This window comes from Dokdonella soli (assembly GCF_039523175.1).
In the GTDB taxonomy this organism is placed as follows: domain Bacteria; phylum Pseudomonadota; class Gammaproteobacteria; order Xanthomonadales; family Rhodanobacteraceae; genus Dokdonella_A; species Dokdonella_A soli.
Genome location: NZ_BAAAEU010000004.1, coordinates 159,619 through 184,852, shown reverse-complemented (window position 1 = coordinate 184,852; position 25,234 = coordinate 159,619). Strand labels below are relative to the sequence as shown.

Here is a 25,234-nt window from a genome sequence, read left to right as displayed (position 1 = left end):
CAGAATGAATCGTCGACGTGCCGACATCAAGAGGCAGTGCAGCGGCCACCGGCGCGAGCCATCCAGCCTTGTGCAACTACCCCGATCATCGTGGGTACCGCAGATTACACATTGCACAATCGCCGCATCTCCACTATTGGACCTCCCACCGAATCTGGCAAAATCGACGCCGACGCAGCGCTCGGAACGCTGCGTTTTTTTATCAAACAGGGGATTGGGATGAACTTCATACGCATGACTGCGTTGTCGGCGCTGCTTGCCTGCGGCGTCTGCTCGGCCACGCCCAGCAACATGATTGTCAACGGCAGCTTCGATCAGGGCGTCACCGGCTGGACGGCCGACACGACCATGACCAGCTTCTGGCGCGATGCGGCACAAGACGCCGAAGGGTCGGCAAGTTCCGGCGCGCTCGCGATGTCGACGGCGAACGGCATGAACGGCAACCTGTCGGTCAAGCAGTGCATCGGTTCGCTCGCCGGCGGCAGCGACTATTCGTTCGGTATCAAGATCAAGGCGAACACCAGCAGCACGTACGGCATGACGTGCTCGGCCCATGCCTCCACCGATTGCAGCGGCGCATCGCTCGGCAGCGCAAATGCTGCACAGGGCGCTACCGATGCGAACAACTGGATCGCATTCCGCACGACCACGCCGTTCGTACTGCCGGCATCAACGCAGAGCGTGTCGTGCGCGATCACCTCCGTCCAACCGCTGCGCCAGCCGCTGGGAGCGCAGCAGCCCAACGGTAATTACCCCGTCGCGATCTGGGCGGACGGCGTGTTCTTCTCACCAGGCACCACGCCGGTCAGCCTGCAGAGCTTCAACGTCGATTGATCGCAGGGCCTGGGCGCACGGCTCACCAGGCCGTGCGCTCCGGCAGCAAGCCGCGCAGCTCGGCATCGGTCAGGTTGCGCCACTGCCCGACCTTCAGCGCACCCAGCTTGATGTTGACGATGCGCACGCGCCGCAGTTGCGTGACGCGGTAGCCGAACGCGGCCGCCATCAGGCGGATCTGCCGGTTCAGGCCCTGGGTCAGCACGATGCGGAAGCCGAACTTCGCAAGCCGCGTCGCCTTGCACGGCTTGGTCAGCTGGTGATGGATGCGCACGCCGCGCGACATGCCGGCGAGGAACTCCGGCGTGACCGGCTTGTTCACCGCGACGAGGTATTCCTTCTCGTGGCGGTTCTCCGAACGCAGGATCTCGTTGACGATGTCGCCGTTGCTGGTCAGCAGGATCAGCCCCTCCGAGTCCTTGTCGAGACGCCCGACCGGGAAGACCCGCTGCTGATGGTCCACGAAGTCGACGATGTTGCCGCCGACCTCGCGCTCGGTCGTGCAGGTGATGCCGACCGGCTTGTTCAGCGCGATATAGACGTGCTGGCGCGTTTTGCCCGCCGCGCGCCGCGCGAGCAAGGGCTGGCCGTCGACGCGGATGTCGTCGCCCTCCTCGACCTGGGTGCCGATGCCCGCCGGCTTTCCGTTGAGGGTGACCCTTTTTTCCGCGATCAGCCGATCGGCTTCGCGGCGTGAGCAGTAGCCGGACTCGGCGATGTGTTTGTTGAGGCGCATGCGCACATTCTACGTGCGCCGGCCTCGGGAATCGCGATCAACCCACGTCGTAGAAGAACTGCTCCCGGTCGATCCTGCCTTCATGCACGTGGTAGACGCAGATCTCGCCCATCGTCATGCGGCCGTACTGCTTCATCGTGATGTCCATCGTCATCGTCACGCAGAACCAGTTGCCGGAGATCAATGGCTCGCTGACCGCCATGCTGTGGACCGCCTCGGTGCGCTCCTGGAACTGGCGGCCCTTGTCGCGGATCGCAGCCAGTCCCTGGACGCTGCCGAGCGCGCCGGGCGGCAGCCCATCCGGTTCGATGCTGACGGCGTTGTCCGCATACAGTTCGTCATGCGCCTGCTCGAACTTCCCTTCACGGCACAGCGTGACGAGTCTCTGCGCGATCTGCTCGGTGTTCATGGTGGTCTCCTCTGCCTGGACCTATCAGCCTGGACCGCGCCGACGACAGTCGCGTGTCACCCTCCGCCATCGTCGAAGCGGCATCACCACATTCTGCTTTTTGTCATCCGCTTTCCGCAGCCAGGTCGACCAGCGTCTTGATCACCACGACCGCCACGAGGATCGGCGTCAGCGACTGGACATGCAGGAATGCGATGACGAAAAACCCCGCGATGATGCCGATGTGGAGGATTACGATCCGCGTCTGCAGGCGATCGACAATGGCCTTGATCCATGCGAATGGCCAATGCCGGAGACCGACGAGATCGTGCAGGAAGTCCAGCATCTGGAAACACGCCATCAGCCCGAGGCCCTTGAGCAGCGAAAAATCGCTCGCGCCGGCAGTCCAGTCGGTGTTTTGGCCGATGCCGTCGCCCAGAACCAGCAGCAGCACGAAGAGGAAGATTCCGTGCACGATCGAGAAACCGAACGTCGTGCCGGCAAACAGCATCGGGTACGACCCTTTCGTCACCCGGTGACCATTCACGACGACTCCCAGGCTGGCGACGCCGGTCGAATATCCGCTGTCATGCGTCATTGCCCGGTGGATGAGGATGCGTGCCAGCACGAGCACACCCTGCACCATCGATTCGCCCCAGAAAGCGATCAGGCAACGCGCGACCGACCAGTCGAAATAGACGATCCCGACCAACGGCACCGCATCGACCAGCACCACCAGCACGAGATGGACGAGACGCCGCGGCGCGCCCAGCCCTGCTCGTGGTCCGGCGACCGCCTGCGTGAGTGTCGACAAGACCATGGCCCGCCCCCTGCTCCGATGCGACCGGCGTTCACGACATGTCCCGCGAATGCGCAGCATGCCTCCGATCGCTTGGCACGACAAGGCGGCCCCGACCATGCCGACACGGATCGGCGGGCAATCGAAAGCTGCTCAGAGCAACGGCCAGCGTCCGAGTATCCGATGCGGCATGAACGGCTGGATCTGGCTGTCGATCAGCACGAATTCGTCGACGCGCCAGCGCACGGCGGACTCGAGGTGCGCATGCACCTGCCGATCCGCATCGCGCAGGATCGTCACGTGCGGCACCAGGCGCGTGGCGCGGGTGATGCGACATCCGTTGCTGCGCAGGGTTTCCGACAACGCGTCGAACAAGATCTGCAATCCTGTGGGCACTTCGCTGCAGCCGAGCCAGCATGGAATCCTCGCGTTCACGAAGCTGCCGATGCTGTCGAGCACGAGGTCGAACGGCGCGGCACGCACCTGGGCCGCCGCGGCACTGGCTCGATCGATGAGCTTCGGCTGCAATGAAGCATGCTCACCCAGGAATTGCAGGGTCAGGTGATAGCGAGCGGGCTTGATCCAGCGGCCGTACGGATTCTGTTCGCGCTGCAGCCCTGCCGCAGCGTGCGCAATCCGCTGCCGGGTCGACTCATCGGGCCAGAGCGCGAAGAACAGGTTGTGGACTTCCCGCGCGGGGGGATCGAAACCGGGAAGATTGCTCTGCTGCATGGGTAACCAGGTATGAGTTCTGCCGGGATGCCGTCACCGCCTCACGGAGGTGGATGCAAGGCGCCGCTGCACAGTGTAAAACGCAGCTCCCATGATCCGCTGCGAAGGGTCTACCATGCGTCACGCAACCATACTCCTGCTTGCCATGTTGATGACGGCATGCCAATCGACGTCACCGCGCAACTCCGTCGCAGGCAGTACCGCATCGAAAGGCGCCGTCACGCCGACAACCCTGCTCCACGGGCGCGCCTCGTATCTGGAGCGGATGTTGCTGCCTCCGGGTGCAACGCTCGAGGTGCAGTTGATAGCCGACGATTCCACCCATGCGCCTTCACCCGTCGCGCACAGCAGTTTCGGCGACCTCCACGGACCGCCCTATGACTTTGCGTTGCCCTACGCCCCCGCGGACATCAAGCAGGGCGCGCATTACAGCCTGCGCGCGACGCTGCGCGATGCGCAGGGGCATCTTGAATTTGTCACCCCGAAGAGCGTTCCGGTGACGCCCGGCAGCAACGCCATCGTCGAGTTCCGCATGGTGCGCGCGACCACGGATCAGGACTGATTGGCGTCGACGCGCGCGAGTGACCGCACATCGCGGCGTCGCCGCGCGGCCGCGTAGTCGACGGGCATCACCTCGCCGCTTTGCCGCGGACCTCAGCGAGCGCAGCTTCAAGCGCTTTGCGCAACGGGGGCGTCAACAGGTTGTTGGCGACGACCTGTCTGTAGGCTTCCGTGCCGACCGCTTCCCAGGCTTTGCGATCGTCCGCGCCAGGCGTGAAGACCGTGATGCCTTGTCGCTCGAGCGCCTCGCGCGCACCGGCGTTGTCGTCGCGGCTGAGTTTGTCGAGCCGCGCCGATGCCGCGGTGAGTTCTTCCGACAGCGCCCTGCGATCCTCCGCATCGATGCCGTCATAGATCTTCTTTTCGACGACCACAATGCCGACGACATAGGTTAGCGGCACGTCCACGAAATGCTTGATCTTGGTGTGCCACTGGAATGCGATCGCGCCCGACGGCGTGTTCGCGGCGGTATCGATCAATCCGGTCTGCAGGCTCGTGTAGACGTCGGCGAGCGCGAGCGGAATGGGAGTGACACCAGCCGCCTTGAACGCGAGCTCGTCCACCGGATCGCCCAGTGGCACCCACACTTTCGCGGCCCGGAGATCGTCGCGGCTCCTGATCGCGTGTGTGCTCATCAGGTAAGCGAAGCCACTGCCGCTGATGCCCAGGGATTCCCAGCCGGCCTGGGCGATGCTCTGCTTGAGCAGCGGATCGAGTTTGGCACGTACTTGGTCGATCTCCTCCTGACTGCGGAACATGAACGGCAGGCTGTAGATCTGCGCATCCTTGGCGAACAGCGAGAACGAGCCTCCGGTGAATGCACCGCCCTGCAACTGGCCGATCTTGATCTTGCGCAGCACCGTGGCGTCATCACCCATCACGCCGCCCGGGCAATATTTGATCTCGACACGGCCGTCGGTGCGCTTTTTGACACCCTCCGCCGCCGCGCGCAGTTCACGCATCCAGGCCGTGCCGTCGGGCGCAACGGTGGCGATCTTGATCGTGGTGGCGGCGCTCGCCGGCATCGCCGCCAGCATGGCCAGCGCGCACAGGATTCCAGTCAATCGCATGGTCTTCTCCAAATGGGATCAGTGTCAGAGAGTCTTGGCCGGACGCGAGCAGGCGTTGCGCACACTGCCGCGCGATCGTGTTCACGAGGGTCAGTCCCGCTACGTGCGATTCGGCCGCGAACCATGGCCTCATCCGATCAGGACAGCAGGCTGCTATGGTGCTTATGGACATTGCATCAGCATTGCCCGCGACGAGGCCGCCGCCGCGGCATGCAAGCGGTCAGGCGATGGCGTTTCGAAGCGGTGGAAAAACCATTCTCAGGCAGGCCCCTCTCGACGCCGCGTCGACCGCGGCGACATGCCCCCCGTGCAGACGCATGATCTCCTGCACGAGATTGAGGCCGAGGCCGGCGCCGCGACCGTCCGCACGGAGGCGGCGGAATGGTTCGAAGATCCGTTCGCGCTGCTCGACCGGAATGCCAGCCCCTTCGTCACTGACCTCGATGCAGCCTGCGCGCGCGACGCGTACGGCGATCGTCCCGCATCGTCCACCGTGATCGATGGCGTTCTGCACGAGGTTGGTCAATGCCCGCTCGATCGAGGTCTGGTCTCCCAGCACCTCGAGATGCCCGCATTCGGCATCAAAGGCCATTTCGTAGCCGGCGGCGAAGGCCAGCGGTGCGAGATCGGCCACCACCCGGCGCGCGATCGCGACGAGGTCGATGCCCAGGAAATGATGCCGCTGCTGATCGAGCCGTTGCCGGTCGAGCAACTGCCCCGCCAACGTGGAAAGACGCGCGGCATCTTCGAGCAGACGCGTCTTGTCCGGTCCCGGCGGAAGCGACACCAGTCGCGTAGTCAGGATCGCGATCGGCGTGCGCAACTCGTGCGCGGCGTCGACAAGAAAGCGCCGGTGTCTCTCGTAGCCCTCGTCGAGACGTCCCAGCGCATCGTTCACTGCCTTGACCAGCGGAGCGACTTCGACCGGAACGTCTTCGATCGGAAGGCGCACGCCGCGCTGATCGACATCAATGCGTTCAGCCTGCGCGGCAGCCTCGCCCAGCCCGGTCATGGCGCGCCGAACCACGAGTGGCGTGACCACCAGCGCAGCGAGTGCCATGAGGAATAGCAGCGGAAGAATCACAAACAGGTAACCCATGGACACACCGGTGATCAGTCTGCCCAGTGACATCTGTCCCTGCGTTCCGCCAAAAATCTGCACCTCACCCGCAGCCGAGTTCTCCCATTTGACCAAGGCATCCGGCCGTCGATCATGCCGCCCTGCATTCACGTCGAGTCTCGCCTGACTGATGCGATCGAGCACGCCGAGCAGCGGCGCGAACTCCTTCGGCACGGAGCGCTCCGACAAGCGATGACCTTGCTTGTCGCGGATGACGAACCACAGATCGGACGCATTCGCGCGCAGTTGCGCGAGCTCCCGTGTCGGCCGCAATTCCAGCTCGCCGCTGGCATCGCGCGCGACGGCTTCCTTGAGCACGTCGAGCGTGCCGCCTTCGTAGTCGTCGACGAGATAGCCAGTTCCCCACAACGCACCCACTACCAGCACCATGAACAGGGTCATCAACGTCGTTTCGAAGACGACCAGACGCCCGACCAGACGCCATTTCAGGGAACGCGAGCGCTGTCCCTTCATGGCGTTTCGCGTAGCAGATAACCGACACCGCGAATGCCGTGGACGGTGACGCCGGCATCCGTATCGGCAAACTTTCGACGCACCCGCGATATATGCGTATCGAGCGCGTTGGACTGGATCTCGTCATCGATGCCGAATACGGCTTCCATCAACACCGAGCGCAGCACCATGCGTCCCATGCGCTTCACCAGCGCCTCCACCACGAGCAACTCGCGACGCCGCAGGTCCAGCGGGTGTCCGGCAACACTCACTTCGCGATGATTGAAATCGAACGCGAGACGTCCGACCCGGACGATGTCGGACTGCACCTGTGCGGGCCGGCGCATCAACGCGCGCAACCGCGCCAGCAATTCCTCAAAGGCAAACGGCTTGCCGAGATAGTCGTCCGCGCCATGGTCGAGGCCTGCGACCCGGTCGACGAGGTCGCCGCGCGCGGTGAGCACGAGCACCGGCACGGCATTGCCGCGGGCACGCAGCTTCGGAATCAACGACAGCCCATCGCCATCCGGCAGCTGGCGATCGAGCACGATCGCGTCGTGCACCCCGTCGGCGGCCATCGCGCTGGCCTGCGCCAGGTTCCCGGCATGGTCGACGACCATGTCATGGCGCGCCAGCGCAACACTTAGCGCAGCGACCATTCCCGGTTCGTCTTCCACCAGCAGGACACGCATAGTCCGATCCGCTTCCGTCGTAGCCAACCCTACTTATCGCCTGTGCATTGCCGCAACCTTGCACGGAAGCGCTTCGCTGGCCATGCAGCGAAGTACGTCCGCGCACACAGCCCGTCTCCACGACAGGCTTGCTCGTGCATACGCATGACATGTTCGTTCAACCGGGGCAACGCATAACGCATCTGCCGGACTCAGCGTTCGGTCAGACCGCCGGATGATATCGATCCGTTTCTCCGGCGGGATGTGCGTACCCCACAGGTAACGGACGTTCATTCTGGATGGCACGCCATGCTGCCGAAATACCGTCATTCCAGCGCACATGTCCGGGAAATCGCCATTCCGGCCGCCGATACGATCTCGTTCTTTCGCGCCTGGATCGGCAGTCCGCTGCGTGTCGGCCTCAGGGCGACGCGCAGCGGCGGCACGCTTCGCAATATTCCGCCGGCTTCGGTCTACCGCATCTCGCGGCGCCTGCCCTCCATGCTCGGGCAGGCCTGACATGGCCGCGGAAATGCCTGACGCCATCGCGGCGCTGCTCAGCTTCGGTCTTCTCGGCGTCGGCTGCATTGCCGTCGTCGGGAAGTTCATTCCCGTCGTTCCGTCCTATGTCCTGCTGCTGTTCCTCGGAATGACCACTTCCGATCGTGGAACGCTCGCTCTGACGATCATGGTTACCACGATCGGATCCACGGTCGGTGCATTGGGTTGGTACGGTCTTGGCCGGGCGCTGGGCCAGCAACGTATCGACGCGCTGGTCATCCGCTTTGGGCGGTATGTTTTCCTCAACGAATCGCTCTATCGGCGAATGACCGGCGCGTACCGGCGTGCCCCGTTCCGGGTAACCCTGATCGGCCAGACCATCCCGTGTGCGAGGATCTACATCGGCATGCCTGCCGGCGTACTCGGGCTCGAACCCCGAGCGTTCCTCGCGGCGACGATGCTCGGCACGCTGGCCTGGAATGCGCCGTTCCTGAGTCTCGGTTATGCGCTGCGTGGCAGCGGCCACGATCCCGTCAGCGTGGGCGCGTGGGCGGCGGCGATGCTCATCGCTGCGGAATTCGTGATTGTCTGGGCCCTGCGTTCGGCGGCCAAGTCCGGCATCACGCCTCCCGCGCGCGCTAGCGCATGACGGAAGACGCGACTCGATCTGTTGATTGCCGCTTGAACGGACCCTGCGACTGCGCACCGCGCGCAGCGGCTTCAGCGACGGGGCAACGCGAGCCAAGTGGCCCGCGCGTCTCTCACTAAGCGCCCATGTAGTCGTTCTTGCCGATCTCGACACCGTTGTGGCGCAACAACGCATACGCGGTCGTGACGTGGAAGAAGAAGTGCGGGAGGCCGTAGCCCAGCAGATAGGCCTGGCCGTCGAAGCGCTTCTCCTTCGGCGTGCCGGGACGCAGCACGATCTCGCGCTGGTCGCTGCCGGTGAATTTCGCGGCATCGATGCCGTCGACGAACGCAAGCGTCTTCGCGATGCGCGCATGGAGTTCCGCGAACGTACGCTCGGTGTCCTCGTAACTCGGCACATCGATGCCGGCGAGCCGCGCCGGCACGCTCTTGGCGAAGTCGCACGCAATCTGCACCTGGCGCACGAACGTGAACATGTCGGGAAACAGCCGCGCCTGCAGCAGCGCATCCGGCTCGATCTTCTTCTCCGTCGCGTGCGCTTCGGCCTTGGCCAGGATGGCATCGAGCCCGCCGAGCATCTGCTTGAAGACCGGAACGGAAGCGTTGTAGAGCGGATGGGTCATGGGATATCTCCAGATGGAAAGCAGTCGATCATGACGTGGCCGCGCGCGCTCGATCGCGCAGGCGCGGCCACAGACCCTTCACCTCGTTGCAGTCGGCAGACGGTTGCGACGGACTCCGCCGCGATCGCCTGCGTCAGCGCCGCTCGCTCGCGCTCGCGTCACGTGTCGCGCGGAACTCGGAATCCTTCGCCCAGTTCGGCCAGCGGTTCGAATTCGCGAGATCGCCGCCGACCTTGTAGAGCATCGGCAGGTCGTGCGCCATGCCGGCAAAGGTCCAGTCGGCCTGCCATTCGTCGGCGGGCTGGTGGTAGCGGTTCGCGACGTAGTCCTTGCGCGCCGCCTCACCCGCGGCAACACCACCATTCAGCAGATCGTTGCCCGATTCGAACGAAAGAGCCGGCACGCCGCGCTTGGCGAACGAGAAGTGATCGGATCGGAAGAAATGGCCGGCCTCCGGATGTGGATCCGTTTCATAGGCGAGGCCGGCCGCCTTCGCGTCGGCGATCAGCAGGTCGAGCAAATCCGATTGCGCACTGCCCGACGTCGAGAAGTTGCGCGCCGGTCCGTTCGGGTCGAGCGCATCCATGTTGATCACCGCGACGGTCTTCGCCAGCGGATAGAGCGGCTTCGCCGCGTAGTACTCGGAACCGAGCAGGCCTTTCTCCTCGGCAGTCACGTTGAGGAACACGATCGAGCGCTCCGGCTTCGGCGCCTGCGCGAACGCGCGTCCGAGCTCGATCAGCGCCGCGGTGCCGGTCGCGTTGTCGACCGCGCCGTTGTAGATCCTGTCGCCCTTCGCGTCCGGCTCGCCGACGCCGAGGTGGTCCCAGTGCGCGCTGTAGATCACGGTCTCGTCAGGGCGCTTGCTGCCGTCGATGCGGCCGACGACGTTCTGCGAAGTGATCAGCTTGGTATCGACCGCGTAATCGGCCGAGAACGTCACGTCCTTGAGCACGACCGGCTTGAACTCGCGCGTCTGCGCCTGCTTCTTCAGCGCGTCGAAATCGAGGCCGGAGCGCTTGAACAGATCCACCGCGAGATCGCGCTGGATCCAGCCCTCGAGCTTCGGATGCACCGAGGCCGGGCGGTCACGCACGATGTCGAACATCGTGTTCGTGTTCGAGTTCTTGACCGTCTTCCAGCCGTACGAGGCCGGATCGGTTTCGTGCACGATCAGCAGGCCGAGCGCGCCTTTCCGCGCGGCTTCCTCGTACTTGTAGGTCCAGCGGCCGTAGTAGGTCATCGCCTTGCCGCCGAAGTCGCCCACGCCGGTCTCGAAGTCCGGGTCGTTGATCAGCACGACCGCGACCTTGCCGTGCAGGTCGATGCCCTTGAAGTCGTCCCATTTGCGCTCCGGCGCGGTCACGCCGTAGCCGACGAACACCAGCGGCGCGTCTTTGATCGCGACCGTCTTCGAGCCGTCCATCGCGGCACGCACCGCGATCTCCTCGCCCTGGGTCAGCGCCTGCGCCTTGCCGCCGACGGCGACGCTCAGCTTCGGCGTACCCTTGATCTCGGCACGCGCGAGCGGCACCGCCTGCGTCCAGCCGCGCTTGCCGTTCTTGAGATCGCCGCCCGGCTGCAAGCCGGCCTCCTTCATCTGTTCGATCACATACGCGACGGTCTTCGTCTCGCCCGGCGTCGCCGGCCCGCGGCCTTCGAACGCGTCCGAGGACAGCGTCTTGACCTCGTCGGAGAGGCGTTTCGGATCAATGTTGGGTGCGTCGGTGGCGAACGCAGCCGAGGAAATCGCAAGCGCGATGCAGGATGCAAGCAGTCGTTTCAAGATCGGATACCTCGTTGGAAATCTGTCTGATCGTAGAGAGCGGGTGCGGCAAGGTCCAGCGGGGGAATGTAGTGCAAAGAACCCGCTGTCGCGCGCGACTCGTCGAAACATGAACTGATTGTCATCCATGCGTGACCGCGTCCGCGAACACCAGGCTGCAGCAGGTCACGGCGCCTTCGGCCTTCTGCAACTCGGACACGTCGACTGTCGTGACGACGATGCCCGCGTCTGCGAGTTTCTGCAGAGTACGCGGGAAACACGCCGGATAGATCAGGCCCGCACCGATGCGCAGCGCGTTGGCCGCATGCGGTTCGTCCACGTCGACCTCGATGATGCGGAAACCCGCGAATGCAGCCGGATCGACCCAGGCCGGATTGACCAGCAGGGTTTCGTCCGTCACCTGCGTGACCGCCGATTTCAGATGCAGGCAACCGCGGATCGGCACCGCACGCACGGCGTAGCCACGCCCTGACAATGCTTCATCGCTGAGCAGGTCGCGCAATTGTCCGAAGCCGGCCGCGCTGCTGCGCGCCGACTGCCCGACATGCAGCGTGCGGCCGATGCGCAGCACGTCGCCGCCATCCAGCGTGCCCGGCGCCTCGATCGCACGCAACGGACGATAGCCTGCCAGCACCTTCGCCACCGATGCGACTTCCGCGCGACGCGACAGCGCACCCGGCCGGGTCAGGATCGCGACCTCGTCGAGCACCAGCGCTACATCCTCGACGAACACCGAATCCGGCAGTTCGGGTTCCGCAGGCAGCGAGAGCACGCGGCAACCGAGCGATTCCAGCGCCTGCCGATAAGCATGGTGCTGCTCGTTGGCCAGACGCAGATCGATCGCGCTGCGCGGCACATAAGAGAGCTCGCAAGCACCGAGGCCGGGACTCACCTCGCGCGTGACGGCAATCTGCATGGGATCAGTGCTCTTGCACAAAGCAATCATTCTACGCCCAGGCGATCACGCGCCATCGGCAGAAAGTCATGGCGCACCTGCGACGGGACTACGCACTCTCATCGGGCTTGCGCTGCCTCGCGCGCCACGCAGCGAATGCAGCCTCATAGCGCGCGAGCGCGGTCTCGTAGACGTCGAACACGCAGTTCGCACAACCCTCGCCGCAGCAATCGGCGGGATCGGGTTCGATCGGGCGCACCGGCGGATCATCGGGAAAGGAGGACATGGGCGCCGGCCTACGGTCGCGCGAGTTGCAAACGCGCCCAATGCACGATCTGCTCGGCGCCCATCGCGCCGGATTGCCGCGCGATCTCGCGACCGGAGTGCAGCAGCACCAGGGTCGGAATACTGCGGATGCCAAAACGCGCACCGAGCGCGGGTTCCGCCTCGGTATCGACCTTGGCGAGCCGCATCTGCGGTTCCAGCGCCTTCGCTGCCGCCTCGAACGCAGGCGCCATGCTCAGGCACGGTCCGCACCACGGTGCCCAGAAGTCGACCAGCAGCGGCAGTTCGCTGCGCACGGCATGCTGGTCGAAGTCGGCTCCCGTCAATGCGATCGGCTTTCGATAGAACAGGCTCGCCTGACAGCGACCGCATTGGGGTGCCTGGCCGAGACGCGCCGGTGGCACGCGGTTCATCGCGCCGCAGTTCGGGCACGGGATCAGGATCGGCTTGTCGTCGTTCATCGCGTCACCTCGTCGCCTCGACTCCCCGATGTGCGGTCATGTGCGCGGCAACGCAAGCCGGCCCGCCCTCTGCGGCGATCCGGCTGCGATCACCGATTGATCCATCTTCGTGCGCGCATGTTAACGTCGCGCTCTCCATCCGGGAGGCAACGATATGCGGATCGAATTCCACGGTGCGGCGGGCGGCGAAGTCACCGGCTCCTGCCATCTTCTCGAGACTGCGGGCAAGCGCATCCTGCTCGACTGCGGCATGGTCCAGGGTGGCCGCGATTCCGACGCACGCAACCTCGAACCGTTCACGTTCGATGTGGCAACGATCGATGCGCTGGTGCTCAGCCACGCGCACATCGACCATATCGGCCGCGTGCCGCTGTTGGTCAAGCGCGGCTTCAAGGGGCCGATCTTCGCGCAGGCCGCGACCTGCGATCTGCTGCCGATCATGCTGCTCGACGCCGCCTCGCTGTCCGAACAGAACGCCGAGCACGCGAATCGCGACCGCAACTCCGGCGAGCCCGAGGTACAGCCGATCTACACGGCCGCGGATGTCGCCGCGGCGCAAAAACAGCTGCATCCGGTGCCCTACGACGTCGCCACCGAGATCCTGCCCGGCGTACGGGTCCGCCTGCACGACGCCGGGCACATCCTCGGTTCGAGCATCATCGAGATCAGCGCGAGCGATCCCGCGCCGAAGACGCTGGTGTTCTCCGGCGACATCGGCATGAAAGGCACGCCGATCCTGCGCGACCCCGAAGCGCCGCCAGCGGCCGACCTGATCCTGATGGAATCCACCTACGGCGACCGCAATCACAAGGACCGCGCCGCGACCGTCGCCGAGCTCGGCCAGATCTTCGCCAAAGCGCACGCGGACGGCGGCAACGTGGTGATTCCCGCATTCGCGGTCGGCCGAAGCCAGGAACTGCTGTACTGGTTCACCGAGAATTTCGCGCTGTGGAACATGGCGCAGTGGAAGATCTTCCTCGACAGCCCGATGGCAGCCAAGGTGATGGCCGTGTACGACCGCCACGAGGAACTGTTCGACCCCGACGCGGTGAAGGTGTGGGCGGGCCGCATCAAGCCGTTCCAGCTGCCGAACCTGCACGTCAGCGCCACCGTCGACGACAGCAAGGCCATCAACGCGGTGCACGGCGGCGCGATCATCATCGCCGGATCCGGCATGGCCAACGGCGGACGCGTGCGCCATCACTTGGCCAACAACCTCGCCGATCCGAAATCACATGTGATCTTCGTCGGCTACCAGGCCGACGGCACGCTGGGCCGCTTGCTGGTCAATGGCGTGAAACACGTGAAGCTGTTCGGCGCCGACATCCCGGTACGCGCGCAGATCCACACGATCGGCGGCCTGTCCGCACATGCGGACCAGCAGAGCCTGCTGGAGTGGTACGGATCCGGTCCGAACCATCCGCCGGTCGTGCTCGTGCACGGCGAGAACCCCGCGCGAGAGGTACTCGCCGCGGCGCTGAAGCAGCGGTTCGGCACGAACGTCACGCTCTCGCAGCCGGGCATGGTGCGCGAGGTCTGAGGCCCTCGCACTACCCCGCTGCTTTCGTCGCCTCGCGCACCGCGGCGAGCGCCTGGTCCACCTGCTCGGGCGTATTCATCAGACCGGCCGACAGGCGCGCATAGCTGATCGCGTACGGACTCGAGCTGGCGATGACCTTGCGCGCCAGCAATCGCCCGACGATCTCGTTGGGCTTGCTGCCCTCGACCTCGAAGCAGCAGATGCCGGCCGAAAGGCCGGCATCGCGCGGCGTGTGCAGCTTCACCTTCGGAATCGCGGCGAGGCCACGCTTGCATTGGTCGTTGAGATCGCGGATACGTTCGGCAATACGCGTGCGACCAATCTGCCGGTGCATGCGGAACGCCGCACCCATCGCCCACTGATGCTCGTAGGCCTGGAACCCGCCCGGCGTGATGCGGTTGGCCACGTTCGGTCCGCGCGGTGCACGATTTTGCTTCCACGCCTCGTACAGCTCCGCATCCGAGAACGAGGGAATGAGCGGGCGCAGGCGCGCCCAATTGTCCGCACGCGCCCAGACCAGGCCGGTACCGCGCGGCGCGAATATCCATTTGTGGGTACCGGCACAGAAGAAGTCGCAGCCCAGGTCGGCGATGGTTTCGTCCACCGCGCCGATGCCGTGCACACCGTCCACGACCAGCAGCACGCGCGTGGCCTCGTCGCGGTCGCGATTGACGTCCTTCAGCACCGCGGCAATCTGGCGAACCGGCAGGCGCATGCCGGTACTCGAATGCACCCACGTGATGCCGAGCACGCGCGTCTGCGGCCGGATCGCGGCGTGCACGCGCGCGACGATGCCGTCGATCGATGCAGTGGAGGCTTCGTCGAACAATGTGATCTTGCGTACCGACGCACCATTGCGCTCGGTGGAAAGCCGGATCGACTCGTGATGCACGACATGATCGTGCGTGGTCACCAGCACTTCGTCACCCGCCTTCAACGGCAGTCCGTGATAGACCAGAGCCAGGCCGGTCGTGGTGTTCGGGGTCAGCGCGATCTCGTCCTGGTGTCCGCCGAGGTAGGCGGCGATATCCTCGCGCACCTTGCGCTGCAGATTCTCCGCATCCGACTCGAACATGCCGTGCTCGACAATCAGAAACGGATTCTCGTCCAGAGCGCGGCGAAAGCCGTCGACTGCCGCACGCACCGATTCGGGATGCGAGGCGAGATAGAAGCCGGCGAAGTGCAGATAGTCCGGCGACAGCCGGAACTGCGCGCGCACCTTGTCCCAGTCATCGAGCGGCGGCAAGGGCGGCGTCTTCGCCTGCACGGCAGCCAGCAGACCGGAAGGAAGCAGCGCGGCACCGAGCGCACCGCCCTGCATGGCGAGAAACGAGCGACGCGACAGCGGCATGGCGAATCTCCCGCGTGAGGTGATCGCGGAGCGCAGCATATACCGATCGCCGCGCGTGGGAGCGCACTACGCCGCGCTGGCCTGGAGCCGCAGCCAGTCGATCACCGTATGCGTGGCCAGCCGCACGCGCGCACGTTTCGGCAACACGATCCAGTACGCAGGCCCGAGCTCCAGCTTCACATCGCCGAACGGACGGATCAGCGTGCCGGCCGCAACGTCCTCGATGGCGAGCCGATGCCTGGCCAAAGCGACGCCCTGACCCTGCATCGCGGCACGCAACACGAGATCGGAAGAAGCGAAGCGCGGACCGTCGAGGACGTCGAGCGATTCAGGGCCGTGCACGGCGCGCCAGCGTTCCCAACCGGCATTCGGATCGCGGTCGTGCAACAGACGCAGGCGGCCCAGATCGGCAATCTGATCCGGCTTGCCCGAGCGCTCGTACAGGGCCGGGCCCATGACCGGATAGAGCTCATCGTCCATCAACACTTCGCAATGGAAATCCGGCCACGGGCCACGCCCGATGCGGATCGCAACGTCGATGCCGCCGGTATCGAGATCGTCGAGCTTCTGGTTGATCTGCACCGACAACTCGATGCCGGGATGCGTGTCCTCGAAGTGAGGAAGCCGCGGCAGCAACCAGCGTGCGGCGAAAGACGGCGTGGCCGAGAGCGTGACCGCGTGGATCGATTTCGATTCGCGCAACGAGGCGGTGGCGCTGGCGATATCGCGCAGGCTGGCCAGAGTCGCCTTGCCCAAGGCTTCGCCTTGGGCGGTGAACACGATCCCGCTTCGGCCGGCACCGGTTTCGATCAGGGTCACACCCAGCCATGCCTCAAGCTCGGCCAGATGCCGGCTGACCGAGGAATGGGCGATGTCGAGTTCGCGCGCGGCCGCCCGCACTCCCCGATGCGCATAGACCGCCGCAAAGGCGCGCAAGGCATTGAGCGGCAGATCGTTCATGGTCTCAATTATGGACCATAAATCGCCGAGAATGATCCATTTACCGAGGCTAGCATGGTGCTCGGACAGACCACCGAGCGGACCACCATGCAGAGCGCCAGCCACGCCCATCGATGCACGGGCATTCCGGAAGAACGGTCATGACATCGTGGATCGCAATCGCAGGACTGATCACGGTCGCCGCACTGACGCCGGGTCCGAACAACCTGATTGTCTTGCGCGCTGCGGCGCGGTCGGGCGTGATCGGAGCAGTACCGGCGATCGCCGGCGTCGTGTCCGGTGGATTGACCCTGCTCGTCATCGTGATGGCGGGCGCCGGCGCGCTGTTCACCCGGTGGCCGGCATTGAATACCGTGCTGGCGATCAGCGGCGCCAGCTATCTGGCCTGGCTCGGTGGTCGACTGATCGCACCGAAAGCCGCGAAGCAAACCGCGCCGACAATCTCCCCGACCGAATCCGGACCGCACGTGCCAGAGACCGGACAACCGCGGGCCGGAGCCCTCGGCGCATTCGGTTTCCAGTTCCTCAATCCGAAGGGCTGGGTCATGGTGATCACGGCGACTTCGGCAACGCAGGCCAGCGCCGGCCCGGGCGTGTCCTGGCGGCTTGCGCTGCTGTTCGTACTGATCCCGGCCGCGTGCCTGTTCGTCTGGTCATCGCTCGGCGTCTTGATGAGCGAGTCGCTGCGGCGACCGCGCGTGCGGCGCGGGTTCGACTGCTTGATGGGCGTACTGCTGCTCGCTTCCTCGCTGTTGCTGTTGGCCGACGCGTAGGCGTCACCGCCTCGATCCATCTCCCATCCAGGAAATCCCGAGTCATGAACCCACCATCCAACCTTTCCAAGATGTTCACCGCACCGACCACCACGCACATCCTCGCCATCTCCGGAAGCCTGCGTCGCGGCTCATACAACCGCCGCCTGCTCGAAACCGCAGCGGAACTGGCGCCCGCCGGAACGAGCATCACGCTTTACGACGAGCTGGCCACGATCCCGATGTTCGACGAAGATCTCGAGTCCGCCACCGGTGGTGGCCCGGAGCCGGTGCGCCGGCTACGCGACGCGGTTGCGTCGGCGCATGGCCTGCTGATCGCAACGCCCGAATACAACCAGTCGCTGCCCGGCGTGCTCAAGAACGCGATCGACTGGCTCTCGCGCGGCACACCCATGGAATTGCTCGCAGGCAAACCGGTGGCGATCGTCGGTGCATCGGGCGGACGCTGGGGCACGCGCCTCGCGCAGGCGGCACTGCGACAGGTATTGAATGCGACTGAAGCGCTGGTCATGCCGGCGCCCGCGTTGCACGTCGCCCAGGCGGAGTCGCTGTTCGATCAGCAAGGACGGCTCGTCGATGTACGGACCCGGCAGGCGCTGGAGTCCGTGGTGATCTCGCTGACCGAGTGGATCGCGCGCGTCGCGCCGGAACAGTCCGATGAGGATGTTGCGCGGTGCGCGTGACGGTGCCGCGGTGAACGTCACGCTTCGCCCCGCATCGGGCCCCTAGGAGGCTCGGGAAACGCCGATCCCCAGGAACGCGTAAGATGTACGCGCACGCAGTTCCCGCGCGTCTCGTCCGGCCGTCATTGGCGCCGTCTCGCTCCCTTTCCGCGTACTCCGTTTCGCCTCGTGCGGGACGACGCCACCACGGGAGCGCCCATCATGCCGGGCTACGACACCCGCCAGCACCTCGTCCACCTTGGCGACCACGACTACCGCATCCGCGCGCTGAGTGATCGCCAGCAGTTTGCCGACCCCGACGGTCACGCCGAACGTCTCGGCATCTCGTCGGCGCAATGGTGCCTGTTCGGCCAGATCTGGCCGGCTGGCCGCCTGCTCGCCGAGGCGATGAGCCACTTCGACATCGCCGGCAAGCGCATTCTCGAGATCGGCTGCGGACTCGGCCTTGCGAGTCTCGTGCTGCAAAGGCGCGGCGCCGACGTCGTGGCCAGCGACGTGCATCCGCTGGCCGAACCCTTCCTCGCCTACAACGCCGCGCTGAATGCATTGCCGGCAGTCGCGTACCGGCAACTGCGCTGGGACATGCCGCTGCCGGCGCTCGGCCGCTTCGATCTGGTGATCGGCAGTGACATTCTCTACGAACGCGATCACGCGGCGCTGCTGGCCGCGCTGCTCCAGCGCCACACGTATGCGCGCTCGGAAGTGCTGATCACCGACCCCGGGCGCGGCAACAGCGCGCCATTCACGCGTGCCCTCGCCGCGCAAGGCTACTCGGTCACCGAGGAACGCAGCGCGATGGACGCCGGCGACAAACCGCCGTACCGCGGTCACCTGCTGCACTACCGCCGCGACATCAACGGCACGTCCACCGCAAACGGGAATGCACTTTGAATATCCCCATCCATGTCGACGACGCGTTCGTCGATCCGACGGTCTCGTGCAGCGCCTGCGACGCGGTGTGCTGCCGGCTGACCGTGACGATCGCGCCCGATGACACCATTCCGCGCGCCTTCGTCGAACGCAACGCGCAAGGCGTCGAGGTCATGAGGCACGGTGACGACGGCTGGTGCGCCGCGCTCGATCGCACGCGCATGTGCTGCAGCATCTACGAACAACGCCCGGCGATCTGCCGCAAGTTCGCGATGGGCGGCGCGTACTGCCGCGACGAGCGCGCGCGCTACGCCGATCGCAAACCGGCGTAACGGGGACATCAGCAGTACACGGCAGCACCGTCGCACGCCGGACCTTCACGGTGGAACGCCACAGGAACATGGAGCAGGGGCCGCTTCGACGAACACGCGAGCGGCCCCTGATTCACTGTTGAAGGTACCCGGTCACAGTACTACCAGATCCTCACCCGCGCCTTCGGCTCGAGGTACAGCGCCTCGCCCGCTTTCGGTGAGAACGCGTCGTACCAGGCGTCGATATTGCGCACGGTCTGCGCACGGAAGCGTCCCGGCGAATGGCCGTCGGTGACCACCTGCTGGCGCAACGCGGCATCGCGCGTCTTGCTGCGCCACGATTGCGCGAACGCGAGGAAGAAGCGCTCGTCGCCACTCAAGTTGTCGATCACCGGCGCCGGCTTGCCGCCGAGCGACTTGTGGTACGCGGCGTAGGCGATGGTCAGGCCGGCCACGTCCGCGATGTTCTCGCCGAGCGTCTGCTGGCCGTTGAGGTGCAGGCCGGGCAGCGCCTCGTAGGCGTTGTATTGCTCGACCAGGCGCTGGCCGGCTGCCTTGAAGTGCGCTTCATCCTCGGGCGTCCACCAGTTCGCGAGGCGGCCCTCGGCGTCGAACTCGGCGCCGGTGTTGTCGAAACCGTGGCTGATCTCGTGGCCGATCACCGCGCCGATCGAGCCGTAGTTCGACGCCGCATCGGCCTTCGGATCGAAGAACGGCGCCTCGAGGATCGCAGCCGGGAAGTTCAGCGCATTCTGCAGCGGCAGGTTGACCGCGTTGACGGTCTGCGGCGTCATCCACCATTCGCCGCGATCGACAGGCTGGCTGAGTTTGGCGAGCTGATGCCGGTACTCGAAGGTTTCGGCGCGCAGCGCGTTGCCGAGCGCATCGTCGCGGCGGATCTCGAGCGAGGCGTAGTCGCGCCAGGTTTCCGGATAACCGACGCCGACCTTGGTCGTCGCGATCTTCGCCTTCGCCTTCTGCTTCGTCGCCGCGGTCATCCAGTCCAGCGTGTCGACGCGCTCGTCGAACGCGGCGAGGACGTTGGTCACCATCTGCTGTACCTGCGCCTTCGACGACGCCGGGAAATACTTCTTCACATAGAGCTGGCCAACCGCGTCGCCGAGGTCGTTGTTGGTCGCAGCGACCGCGCGTTTCCAGCGATCGCGCTGCTTCGGCGTCCCCTGCAGCGTGTGGCCGTAGAACTCGAAGCTGAGATCGGCGTAGGCCTTCGGCAGCAGGCCCGCGCTGTGGTTGATCGCGTGGAAGGTCAGGAAATCCTTCCACGTCTGCAGCGGCTCGCTGGCGACCAGCGCGGACAGACCGCGGATTGCGTCGGCCTGCCACGCGATGACCAGCGTCTGCCCGTCCAGGCCAGCGGCCTTGAAATACGTGGTCCAATCCAGCCCCGGTGCGTTCTTCGCGAACGCAGCGATCGGCCATGGATTGTTCGCCTTGTGCACGTCCTCGCTGTCGACCAGGCTGGCCTGCGCCTTCGCGATCTTCGTTTCGAGGTCGAGGATGGCTTTCGCCTTCGTTTCCGCTTCCGCCACGCCGGCGAGCTTGAGCAACGCCGCGGCGTACGCCTCGTATTTCGTGCGGAACCCGACCATGTCCTTGTCGGTCGCGAGGTAGTAGTCACGATCCGGCATGCCGAGGCCACCCTGCAGCAGATACGCGACGTTATGGGAGGGATCCTCCAGGCCCTGCGCGACGAACAAGCCGAACAGGTGCTCGGTCGCGAAGTGCGTCGCATTGACCGGATCGACGTCCGCGCGCAGCCCTTCGCCGAGCACGCGCGCGAGGTCGGTCGTCGACTTTACCGCGTCGATCTTCGCCAGCTCCGGCTTCAGCGGCTTGAGACCGTTCTTCTCGATGCCCGCCTCGTTCATGTACGCCGCGTAGTAGTCGGCGATCCGGCGCGCACTCGCGTCGCCGGCCTGCTTGCCGGCCTCGCGGATCAGGTCGGCATTGCGCTGCTCGGCCTTCTTGAACACCTGGTAGAAGATGCCGGTGCTCGAACGATCCGGCGGAATCTCTGCGGTCTTGCGCCAGCCGCCGTTGGCATGGCCATCGAAATCATCGCCCGGCTTCACCGAGCGATCCATGCCAGCCAGATCCACGCCGACCGGCATGGTCGTGGCCGGAGCCGCCCAAGCGCTGGAGCTGCAAAGAACCGCCGCCGTCACCACCCATCGAATGCGTTGCATGCGCGTCACCTCATCGTGTGCAGACGCGCACGATAGTCGGTGAACCGCACGTTGTGATCATGACCAATGGGCTAGAACACCCGAACGCGGGCGACAACAGGTCAGCGAGATGCCTTCAACGGCCGCGCTGGTAAGTTCCGATCAACTCCGCGTGCGCCAGCACATGACCCTCGATCGCCTTGAGCAGTTGCGCCTTGCTCAGCCGGCCGAGATCCGGCAGCACGGTGTCGAGCGCATAGAGCTTGTGGAAATAGCGATGCCGCCCGATCGGTGGGCACGGCCCGCCATAGCCGGTGCGATCCCAATCGTTCATGCCCTCGCGCGTCCCCACCGGCAGCTGACCCGCACCCACGGCTTCGGGCAATTCATGCGTCTCGGCCGGCAGGTTGTAGAGCACCCAGTGTACCCAGGTCATGCGTGGCGCGGCCGGATCGGGCGCATCCGGATCATCCACAATCAGTGCAAAGCTGCGTGTGCCCGCGGGCGCTCCGGACCAGCTCAACGGCGGCGACCTGTCGTGGCCGTCGCAGGTACAGCGTGCGGGGATCGCCGCGTTCGGTGCGAACGCCGGTGAGCTCAGGCTCAGGGACATGGCCACCTCCTCTGCGCCGCCAGGTAGGGGTATCGCAGCAACCGCGAAGGTCATCGCGGCTGCGAGAAGCGCGTCGCCGATCGTCACGGATGCCGCCCTCGGATCGCGAGTCGGAGTGATTCTACTCCGGGTGTGACGGGATGGATTCCGCGGTGAACCCAACCCGTAGGAGCGGCTTCAGCCGCGATGTTCTTGCCCTTGGGGACGCTTCCGAAAAACGCATCGCGGCTGAAGCCGCTCCTACCAAAGGCAGATTGCGCTCAGTTCCCGCACGTCACAACCCAACCCGTTTCCGCACCGCCATCAGGTCCCGCACGGGCCGGATCTCGATGCAACCGGTACGCGTCCACGGGAACTCGGATGCGATGCGCACGGCCTCGTCCATGTCAGCGGCCTCGATCAGGTTGAAGCCGCCGAGGATTTCCTTGGTTTCGGCGAACGGTCCATCGAGGACCGTCGCGCGGCCGTTGCGGACGCGCACGGACTTCGCGGTCGCGCCTGACTCCAGCTGTTGCGACTCGATCAGATGGCCTTCACCGCGGAGTTCATCGGCGTGCTCGAGACAGCCGCGCATCATCGTGTCGAACTCACCCGCGGGCAGCGCATCCAGCAATGCGTCGTCGGTGTAGACCAGCATCATGAACTTCATGGAGCCTCCTGCGCTTCGAGGAAATATGGCACGACCTCACCCTTGAGCCTGATCGTCATCGGATCGCCGTGGCGATCACGAGCCTTGCCGGCCGGCACCCGCACCCAGCCTTCGCTGACGCAGTACTCCTCGACGTTGGTCTTTTCCACGCCATTGAAGCGGATGCCAATGCCGCGTGCGAGCACGTCGGCATCATGGTACGGACTCTTCGGATTCACGGAGAGGCGATCAGGAAGCGTGTCTTTCATGGGCCTGGTCACAGTAGCGGGTGGCGCCATGGCCACGCGGGTGCACAGGATAAGCGGCGCGCAGCCGCTTGAGTAGGCGGGCGGGCATCGCCGCGTGCGCGAGGGCCGGCCATTGTTGAGCGACTGTTGTCGAGCGACCGTTGCGCATCTCGTGGACAAAACACCCCTGTAAACTGCGCGGCACGCATTCCCTATCGTCTCGCATGTCCACGAACACCATCGCGATCAATCAGCGCATGAGTCGTTTCGACGATCACGCGCAAGTGTGGCTGTTCGGCTACGGCTCGCTGATCTACAAGGCGGACTTTCCGTACCTCGAACGGCGCCCGGCGCGGATCCGGGACTGGTCGCGGCGCTTCTGGCAAGGCTCGCACGACCACCGCGGCACGCCGGACGCGCCGGGCCGTGTGGTCACCCTGATCCCTGATCCCGGCGCGGTCTGCGCCGGGATGGCCTACCTGATCACGCCGGAAGTCTTCGACCATCTCGACCATCGCGAGAAGAACGGCTACCTGCGCCATGCGACGACGATCGAGTTCAGTGACGGCGGCAGCGCGGAGGGGCTGGTCTATATCGCAGCCGGGACCAACGCGGCCTTTCTCGGTCCTGCATCTGAAGCAGAGATTGCCTCGCACATTGCGAACGCCGTAGGGCCCAGTGGGCTCAACCGGGACTACCTGACGCATCTGGCCGACGCGTTGCGCGCGCTCGGCGAGCACGACGCGCATGTGTTCGCAATCGAGGAACGCCTGCGCGAGATGGATCGCGGCAGCAGGAGCGCGCGGCGCTAGCAGCAACGTGCGCGGCGTCGGTCCAGCCTCCGCGGGGCGACGACGATGCCGAGTGGATCAATCCTTGCCCACGCATCGATCCAGCGGCAGCTGCACGACGTTCGCGACCTCGCCATCGTCGACGCGCTGCACGAACGCCGCAACCGCCGCATGTTCGACGCGCACGCCGGCCGGCATCGCGATCGCTGCCTGCGCTTGCGTGAGCTTCAGTGGACCGACGAACGCGCGCACGACGTGATCTTCGTGAAGTTCCACGCCACGGTTCTCGCCACCGCGCACTGCCGATGTGAGCTGGTCCTCGCTGAGTGCAAAGTAGGCGACGTAAGCGGAGGCAACGCCATCCGCCACTGTCGTGTCGAGGCGAACATGCAGCGGCTGCCCGGGATCGACGTGCAAGGCGAGACCCAAGGGCTGCGCCACGCCCGTGGCTGGCGGCCGTCCCGACGACCAATTGCGCCACTCGCGCCCATCGACTGCCACCTCCGGCGTGTAGACGATCCCGCCGTTCGACTGCGCCGCAAGCGCGCGCTGGCGCTGCGTGAAACGCGGATCGGCGAAGCGATCCGTCCAGCCGGGCGAGTCCCAATAATCGACATGGAACGCGAGTGGCACGAGCCCGGTACCCGCAGGCAGCGCGCTCAACCAGTGATCGGCCGGCGGACACGAACTGCAGCCTTCGCTGGTATAGAGTTCGACGAGGCGCGCGCGCGTGGCACCGCTGGTCACCGAACAGTCGGCGTGCGCTATCCCGATCGCGGCTAGCGTGAAGATCAGACAGGTGAATAGGATTCGCACGGTCAACTCCGATGCTGCGTACATGCCATGACCGGCAACGGACCGTTGCCCTTTCGCCGCCGCGGCAATCGGAGGGCGGCTCGCCCCACTTTCGAGGCGAGCCGATCCCGGCACACGAGCCCGGATCATAGGCGGCATGAACCACGCGCGTATGTGCCAGAACCCAGCCCAACCGATGCCATCGCTTCCCCGCTCCATCCCGACGAGCCCGGATCATTTCAACCGACGGGGAAATGTCGATCTCGCGCCCCTCCGTTCGTCCAACAGTAGTGAGCACTGGGCACAGGCGCCCGTGAATCAACCGCGCAGCGAGGAGAAACCCATGCAAGCCAGGTTCCAGCGAATCACTCCGTTCCTCTGGTTCGACACTCAGGCCGAAGAAGCCGCGAACTTCTACGCTTCGGTCTTCCCCAACTCGCGGATCCTGACCGCCACCCGTTACAACAAGGAAAGCGCGCAGGTCTCCGGCAAGACCGAGGGCTCGGTGATGACGATCGCGTTCCAGCTCGACGGCCAGGACTTCACGGCGTTGAACGGCGGCCCGATCTTCAAGTTCACGGAGGCGGTCTCGCTCGTCGTCAACTGCCAGTCGCAGGATGAGGTGGACCACTACTGGAACCACCTGTCCAAGGGCGGTGACGAGAAGGCGCAGCGGTGCGGCTGGCTGAAGGACCGCTTCGGCCTGTCCTGGCAGGTCGTGCCCACGGAGTTGCCCAAGTTGTTGGGCGACCCCGATCCGGACAAGGCGCGCAAGGCCATGAACGCGATGCTGCGGATGAAGAAGATCGACCTGAAGGCGTTGCGACAGGCAACGTCATGAGCTGAAGCGCACTGCATCAGTGGAGACGATGCGGTGTGCTGCGTTCAAGGTCGCGATGATCGTTCGGAAGTCTCCGGCTCC

At 65.2% G+C, this 25,234-nt stretch carries 30 protein-coding genes; 11 read left to right on the top strand and 19 right to left on the bottom strand.

Translation table 11 applies throughout. From position 1 onward, the window contains the following. Window positions 1-219 precede the first annotated feature (219 nt). Window positions 220-834 (top strand): hypothetical protein, encoded by a 615-nt coding sequence (locus ABD002_RS04375; RefSeq protein WP_343787551.1) that lies wholly within the window; start codon window positions 220-222, stop codon window positions 832-834. Between the two features lie 22 nt (window positions 835-856). Here ABD002_RS04375 and ABD002_RS04370 read toward each other — a convergent pair whose 3' ends face one another. The 4 genes from ABD002_RS04370 to thpR form a co-directional block, all read right to left on the bottom strand. Beyond that, entirely contained in the window at window positions 857-1,570 is a 714-nt protein-coding gene (locus ABD002_RS04370; protein WP_343787549.1) for a pseudouridine synthase, read from the bottom strand. Between the two features lie 37 nt (window positions 1,571-1,607). Further along, complete coding sequence (locus tag ABD002_RS04365; RefSeq protein ID WP_343787547.1) at window positions 1,608-1,979, bottom strand: SnoaL-like domain-containing protein; 372 nt, start codon at window positions 1,977-1,979, stop codon at window positions 1,608-1,610. Window positions 1,980-2,082: 103 nt separating this feature from the next. After that, window positions 2,083-2,838, bottom strand: a complete 756-nt coding sequence (locus tag ABD002_RS04360; protein ID WP_343787545.1) for a DUF6498-containing protein — start codon at window positions 2,836-2,838, stop codon at window positions 2,083-2,085. Between the two features lie 72 nt (window positions 2,839-2,910). Beyond that, window positions 2,911-3,489 (bottom strand): RNA 2',3'-cyclic phosphodiesterase, encoded by a 579-nt coding sequence (gene thpR / locus ABD002_RS04355; protein ID WP_343787542.1) that lies wholly within the window; start codon window positions 3,487-3,489, stop codon window positions 2,911-2,913. Window positions 3,490-3,604: 115 nt separating this feature from the next. Between thpR and ABD002_RS04350 the strand changes: the two genes are divergently transcribed. Continuing rightward, window positions 3,605-4,051 carry a YbaY family lipoprotein gene (locus tag ABD002_RS04350; protein WP_343787540.1) on the top strand — a complete coding sequence of 149 codons (447 nt, stop codon included), beginning with the start codon at window positions 3,605-3,607 and terminating at the stop codon, window positions 4,049-4,051. 67 nt (window positions 4,052-4,118) lie between these two features. On the opposite strand, the gene dctP is transcribed toward ABD002_RS04350, so the two are convergent. The 3 genes from dctP to ABD002_RS04335 form a co-directional block, all read right to left on the bottom strand. Continuing rightward, window positions 4,119-5,120, bottom strand: coding sequence for a TRAP transporter substrate-binding protein DctP (dctP, locus tag ABD002_RS04345; protein ID WP_343787538.1), 1,002 nt, complete (start codon window positions 5,118-5,120; stop codon window positions 4,119-4,121). Between the two features lie 220 nt (window positions 5,121-5,340). Then, window positions 5,341-6,714 (bottom strand): sensor histidine kinase, encoded by a 1,374-nt coding sequence (locus ABD002_RS04340; RefSeq protein WP_343787536.1) that lies wholly within the window; start codon window positions 6,712-6,714, stop codon window positions 5,341-5,343. Beyond that, window positions 6,711-7,385, bottom strand: a complete 675-nt coding sequence (locus ABD002_RS04335; RefSeq protein WP_343787534.1) for a response regulator transcription factor — start codon at window positions 7,383-7,385, stop codon at window positions 6,711-6,713. Before ABD002_RS04335 ends, ABD002_RS04340 begins: the two co-directional genes overlap by 4 nt. Before the next feature lie 288 nt (window positions 7,386-7,673). On the opposite strand from ABD002_RS04335, the gene ABD002_RS04330 reads away from it, so the two are divergent. Then, window positions 7,674-7,883: a hypothetical protein gene (locus ABD002_RS04330; protein WP_343787532.1), complete on the top strand. Its 210-nt coding sequence runs from the start codon at window positions 7,674-7,676 to the stop codon at window positions 7,881-7,883. A gap of 13 nt (window positions 7,884-7,896) precedes the next feature. Further along, a complete protein-coding gene (locus ABD002_RS04325; RefSeq protein ID WP_343787530.1) occupies window positions 7,897-8,514 on the top strand; it encodes a DedA family protein in 618 nt (205 codons plus the stop codon). A gap of 115 nt (window positions 8,515-8,629) precedes the next feature. Here ABD002_RS04325 and ABD002_RS04320 read toward each other — a convergent pair whose 3' ends face one another. From ABD002_RS04320 to trxC, 5 genes are all read right to left on the bottom strand, one after another. Next, window positions 8,630-9,136: a DUF1993 domain-containing protein gene (locus tag ABD002_RS04320; RefSeq protein WP_343787528.1), complete on the bottom strand. Its 507-nt coding sequence runs from the start codon at window positions 9,134-9,136 to the stop codon at window positions 8,630-8,632. Window positions 9,137-9,269: 133 nt separating this feature from the next. Next, the gene (locus ABD002_RS04315) at window positions 9,270-10,922 is read right to left on the bottom strand and encodes a M28 family metallopeptidase (protein ID WP_343787526.1); all 1,653 of its coding nucleotides are present in this window, start codon (window positions 10,920-10,922) and stop codon (window positions 9,270-9,272) included. A gap of 121 nt (window positions 10,923-11,043) precedes the next feature. Next, window positions 11,044-11,838 carry a dimethylarginine dimethylaminohydrolase family protein gene (locus ABD002_RS04310; RefSeq protein ID WP_343787524.1) on the bottom strand — a complete coding sequence of 265 codons (795 nt, stop codon included), beginning with the start codon at window positions 11,836-11,838 and terminating at the stop codon, window positions 11,044-11,046. An 88-nt stretch (window positions 11,839-11,926) separates the two neighbouring features. Beyond that, entirely contained in the window at window positions 11,927-12,103 is a 177-nt protein-coding gene (locus tag ABD002_RS04305; RefSeq protein WP_343787522.1) for an oxidoreductase-like domain-containing protein, read from the bottom strand. Window positions 12,104-12,113: 10 nt separating this feature from the next. Further along, a complete protein-coding gene (gene trxC / locus ABD002_RS04300; protein ID WP_343787520.1) occupies window positions 12,114-12,563 on the bottom strand; it encodes a thioredoxin TrxC in 450 nt (149 codons plus the stop codon). A gap of 154 nt (window positions 12,564-12,717) precedes the next feature. Here trxC and ABD002_RS04295 point away from each other — a divergent pair, with 154 nt between their 5' ends. Beyond that, complete coding sequence (locus tag ABD002_RS04295; RefSeq protein WP_343787518.1) at window positions 12,718-14,103, top strand: MBL fold metallo-hydrolase RNA specificity domain-containing protein; 1,386 nt, start codon at window positions 12,718-12,720, stop codon at window positions 14,101-14,103. A 10-nt stretch (window positions 14,104-14,113) separates the two neighbouring features. Here ABD002_RS04295 and ABD002_RS04290 read toward each other — a convergent pair whose 3' ends face one another. Continuing rightward, window positions 14,114-15,454, bottom strand: a complete 1,341-nt coding sequence (locus ABD002_RS04290) for an aminotransferase class V-fold PLP-dependent enzyme (RefSeq protein WP_343787516.1) — start codon at window positions 15,452-15,454, stop codon at window positions 14,114-14,116. Window positions 15,455-15,520: 66 nt separating this feature from the next. Further along, entirely contained in the window at window positions 15,521-16,414 is an 894-nt protein-coding gene (locus ABD002_RS04285) for a LysR substrate-binding domain-containing protein (RefSeq protein ID WP_343787514.1), read from the bottom strand. 140 nt (window positions 16,415-16,554) lie between these two features. On the opposite strand from ABD002_RS04285, the gene ABD002_RS04280 reads away from it, so the two are divergent. The 4 genes from ABD002_RS04280 (at window position 16,555) to ABD002_RS04265 (ending at window position 19,072) form a co-directional block, all read left to right on the top strand. Continuing rightward, window positions 16,555-17,187, top strand: a complete 633-nt coding sequence (locus ABD002_RS04280; protein WP_343787512.1) for a LysE family translocator — start codon at window positions 16,555-16,557, stop codon at window positions 17,185-17,187. 44 nt (window positions 17,188-17,231) lie between these two features. Next, window positions 17,232-17,870 (top strand): NADPH-dependent FMN reductase, encoded by a 639-nt coding sequence (locus ABD002_RS04275; protein ID WP_343787509.1) that lies wholly within the window; start codon window positions 17,232-17,234, stop codon window positions 17,868-17,870. A 201-nt stretch (window positions 17,871-18,071) separates the two neighbouring features. Next, a complete protein-coding gene (locus ABD002_RS04270; RefSeq protein ID WP_343787507.1) occupies window positions 18,072-18,761 on the top strand; it encodes a class I SAM-dependent methyltransferase in 690 nt (229 codons plus the stop codon). Further along, on the top strand, window positions 18,758-19,072 hold the full coding sequence (locus tag ABD002_RS04265; RefSeq protein WP_343787505.1) for a YkgJ family cysteine cluster protein: 315 nt from the start codon (window positions 18,758-18,760) through the stop codon (window positions 19,070-19,072). The genes ABD002_RS04270 and ABD002_RS04265 overlap by 4 nt, the downstream gene beginning before the upstream one ends. Before the next feature lie 140 nt (window positions 19,073-19,212). Here the strand turns inward: ABD002_RS04265 and ABD002_RS04260 are convergent, their stop codons facing one another. From ABD002_RS04260 to ABD002_RS04245, 4 genes are all read right to left on the bottom strand, one after another. After that, on the bottom strand, window positions 19,213-21,258 hold the full coding sequence (locus tag ABD002_RS04260) for a M13 family metallopeptidase (protein WP_343787502.1): 2,046 nt from the start codon (window positions 21,256-21,258) through the stop codon (window positions 19,213-19,215). 115 nt (window positions 21,259-21,373) lie between these two features. Beyond that, entirely contained in the window at window positions 21,374-21,850 is a 477-nt protein-coding gene (locus ABD002_RS04255; RefSeq protein ID WP_343787500.1) for a YbhB/YbcL family Raf kinase inhibitor-like protein, read from the bottom strand. Window positions 21,851-22,124: 274 nt separating this feature from the next. Continuing rightward, window positions 22,125-22,499: a YciI family protein gene (locus tag ABD002_RS04250; RefSeq protein WP_343787498.1), complete on the bottom strand. Its 375-nt coding sequence runs from the start codon at window positions 22,497-22,499 to the stop codon at window positions 22,125-22,127. Beyond that, the gene (locus ABD002_RS04245; RefSeq protein WP_343787496.1) at window positions 22,496-22,747 is read right to left on the bottom strand and encodes a DUF3297 family protein; all 252 of its coding nucleotides are present in this window, start codon (window positions 22,745-22,747) and stop codon (window positions 22,496-22,498) included. The genes ABD002_RS04250 and ABD002_RS04245 overlap by 4 nt, the downstream gene beginning before the upstream one ends. A 203-nt stretch (window positions 22,748-22,950) precedes the next feature. On the opposite strand from ABD002_RS04245, the gene ABD002_RS04240 reads away from it, so the two are divergent. Next, window positions 22,951-23,538, top strand: coding sequence for a gamma-glutamylcyclotransferase (locus tag ABD002_RS04240; protein ID WP_343787494.1), 588 nt, complete (start codon window positions 22,951-22,953; stop codon window positions 23,536-23,538). Window positions 23,539-23,595: 57 nt separating this feature from the next. Here the strand turns inward: ABD002_RS04240 and ABD002_RS04235 are convergent, their stop codons facing one another. Further along, a complete protein-coding gene (locus ABD002_RS04235) occupies window positions 23,596-24,333 on the bottom strand; it encodes a DUF1223 domain-containing protein (RefSeq protein ID WP_343787492.1) in 738 nt (245 codons plus the stop codon). 175 nt (window positions 24,334-24,508) lie between these two features. Between ABD002_RS04235 and ABD002_RS04230 the strand changes: the two genes are divergently transcribed. Further along, window positions 24,509-25,153 (top strand): VOC family protein, encoded by a 645-nt coding sequence (locus ABD002_RS04230; protein ID WP_343787490.1) that lies wholly within the window; start codon window positions 24,509-24,511, stop codon window positions 25,151-25,153. Window positions 25,154-25,234: the final 81 nt, after the last annotated feature.

What these genes read in the sequence shown, in the direction of transcription:
- ABD002_RS04375 (WP_343787551.1), top strand. Translation starts at nt 220, where the DNA reads ATGAACTTCATACGCATGACTGCGTTGTCGGCGCTGCTTGCCTGCGGC.
- ABD002_RS04370 (WP_343787549.1), bottom strand. Translation starts at nt 1,570, where the DNA reads ATGCGCCTCAACAAACACATCGCCGAGTCCGGCTACTGCTCACGCCGC.
- ABD002_RS04365 (WP_343787547.1), bottom strand. Translation starts at nt 1,979, where the DNA reads ATGAACACCGAGCAGATCGCGCAGAGACTCGTCACGCTGTGCCGTGAA.
- ABD002_RS04360 (WP_343787545.1), bottom strand. Translation starts at nt 2,838, where the DNA reads ATGCTGCGCATTCGCGGGACATGTCGTGAACGCCGGTCGCATCGGAGC.
- thpR (WP_343787542.1), bottom strand. Translation starts at nt 3,489, where the DNA reads ATGCAGCAGAGCAATCTTCCCGGTTTCGATCCCCCCGCGCGGGAAGTC.
- ABD002_RS04350 (WP_343787540.1), top strand. Translation starts at nt 3,605, where the DNA reads ATGCGTCACGCAACCATACTCCTGCTTGCCATGTTGATGACGGCATGC.
- dctP (WP_343787538.1), bottom strand. Translation starts at nt 5,120, where the DNA reads ATGCGATTGACTGGAATCCTGTGCGCGCTGGCCATGCTGGCGGCGATG.
- ABD002_RS04340 (WP_343787536.1), bottom strand. Translation starts at nt 6,714, where the DNA reads ATGAAGGGACAGCGCTCGCGTTCCCTGAAATGGCGTCTGGTCGGGCGT.
- ABD002_RS04335 (WP_343787534.1), bottom strand. Translation starts at nt 7,385, where the DNA reads ATGCGTGTCCTGCTGGTGGAAGACGAACCGGGAATGGTCGCTGCGCTA.
- ABD002_RS04330 (WP_343787532.1), top strand. Translation starts at nt 7,674, where the DNA reads ATGCTGCCGAAATACCGTCATTCCAGCGCACATGTCCGGGAAATCGCC.
- ABD002_RS04325 (WP_343787530.1), top strand. Translation starts at nt 7,897, where the DNA reads ATGCCTGACGCCATCGCGGCGCTGCTCAGCTTCGGTCTTCTCGGCGTC.
- ABD002_RS04320 (WP_343787528.1), bottom strand. Translation starts at nt 9,136, where the DNA reads ATGACCCATCCGCTCTACAACGCTTCCGTTCCGGTCTTCAAGCAGATG.
- ABD002_RS04310 (WP_343787524.1), bottom strand. Translation starts at nt 11,838, where the DNA reads ATGCAGATTGCCGTCACGCGCGAGGTGAGTCCCGGCCTCGGTGCTTGC.
- ABD002_RS04305 (WP_343787522.1), bottom strand. Translation starts at nt 12,103, where the DNA reads ATGTCCTCCTTTCCCGATGATCCGCCGGTGCGCCCGATCGAACCCGAT.
- trxC (WP_343787520.1), bottom strand. Translation starts at nt 12,563, where the DNA reads ATGAACGACGACAAGCCGATCCTGATCCCGTGCCCGAACTGCGGCGCG.
- ABD002_RS04295 (WP_343787518.1), top strand. Translation starts at nt 12,718, where the DNA reads ATGCGGATCGAATTCCACGGTGCGGCGGGCGGCGAAGTCACCGGCTCC.
- ABD002_RS04290 (WP_343787516.1), bottom strand. Translation starts at nt 15,454, where the DNA reads ATGCCGCTGTCGCGTCGCTCGTTTCTCGCCATGCAGGGCGGTGCGCTC.
- ABD002_RS04285 (WP_343787514.1), bottom strand. Translation starts at nt 16,414, where the DNA reads ATGAACGATCTGCCGCTCAATGCCTTGCGCGCCTTTGCGGCGGTCTAT.
- ABD002_RS04280 (WP_343787512.1), top strand. Translation starts at nt 16,555, where the DNA reads ATGACATCGTGGATCGCAATCGCAGGACTGATCACGGTCGCCGCACTG.
- ABD002_RS04275 (WP_343787509.1), top strand. Translation starts at nt 17,232, where the DNA reads ATGAACCCACCATCCAACCTTTCCAAGATGTTCACCGCACCGACCACC.
- ABD002_RS04270 (WP_343787507.1), top strand. Translation starts at nt 18,072, where the DNA reads ATGCCGGGCTACGACACCCGCCAGCACCTCGTCCACCTTGGCGACCAC.
- ABD002_RS04260 (WP_343787502.1), bottom strand. Translation starts at nt 21,258, where the DNA reads ATGCAACGCATTCGATGGGTGGTGACGGCGGCGGTTCTTTGCAGCTCC.
- ABD002_RS04255 (WP_343787500.1), bottom strand. Translation starts at nt 21,850, where the DNA reads ATGTCCCTGAGCCTGAGCTCACCGGCGTTCGCACCGAACGCGGCGATC.
- ABD002_RS04250 (WP_343787498.1), bottom strand. Translation starts at nt 22,499, where the DNA reads ATGAAGTTCATGATGCTGGTCTACACCGACGACGCATTGCTGGATGCG.
- ABD002_RS04245 (WP_343787496.1), bottom strand. Translation starts at nt 22,747, where the DNA reads ATGAAAGACACGCTTCCTGATCGCCTCTCCGTGAATCCGAAGAGTCCG.
- ABD002_RS04240 (WP_343787494.1), top strand. Translation starts at nt 22,951, where the DNA reads ATGTCCACGAACACCATCGCGATCAATCAGCGCATGAGTCGTTTCGAC.
- ABD002_RS04230 (WP_343787490.1), top strand. Translation starts at nt 24,509, where the DNA reads ATGCCATCGCTTCCCCGCTCCATCCCGACGAGCCCGGATCATTTCAAC.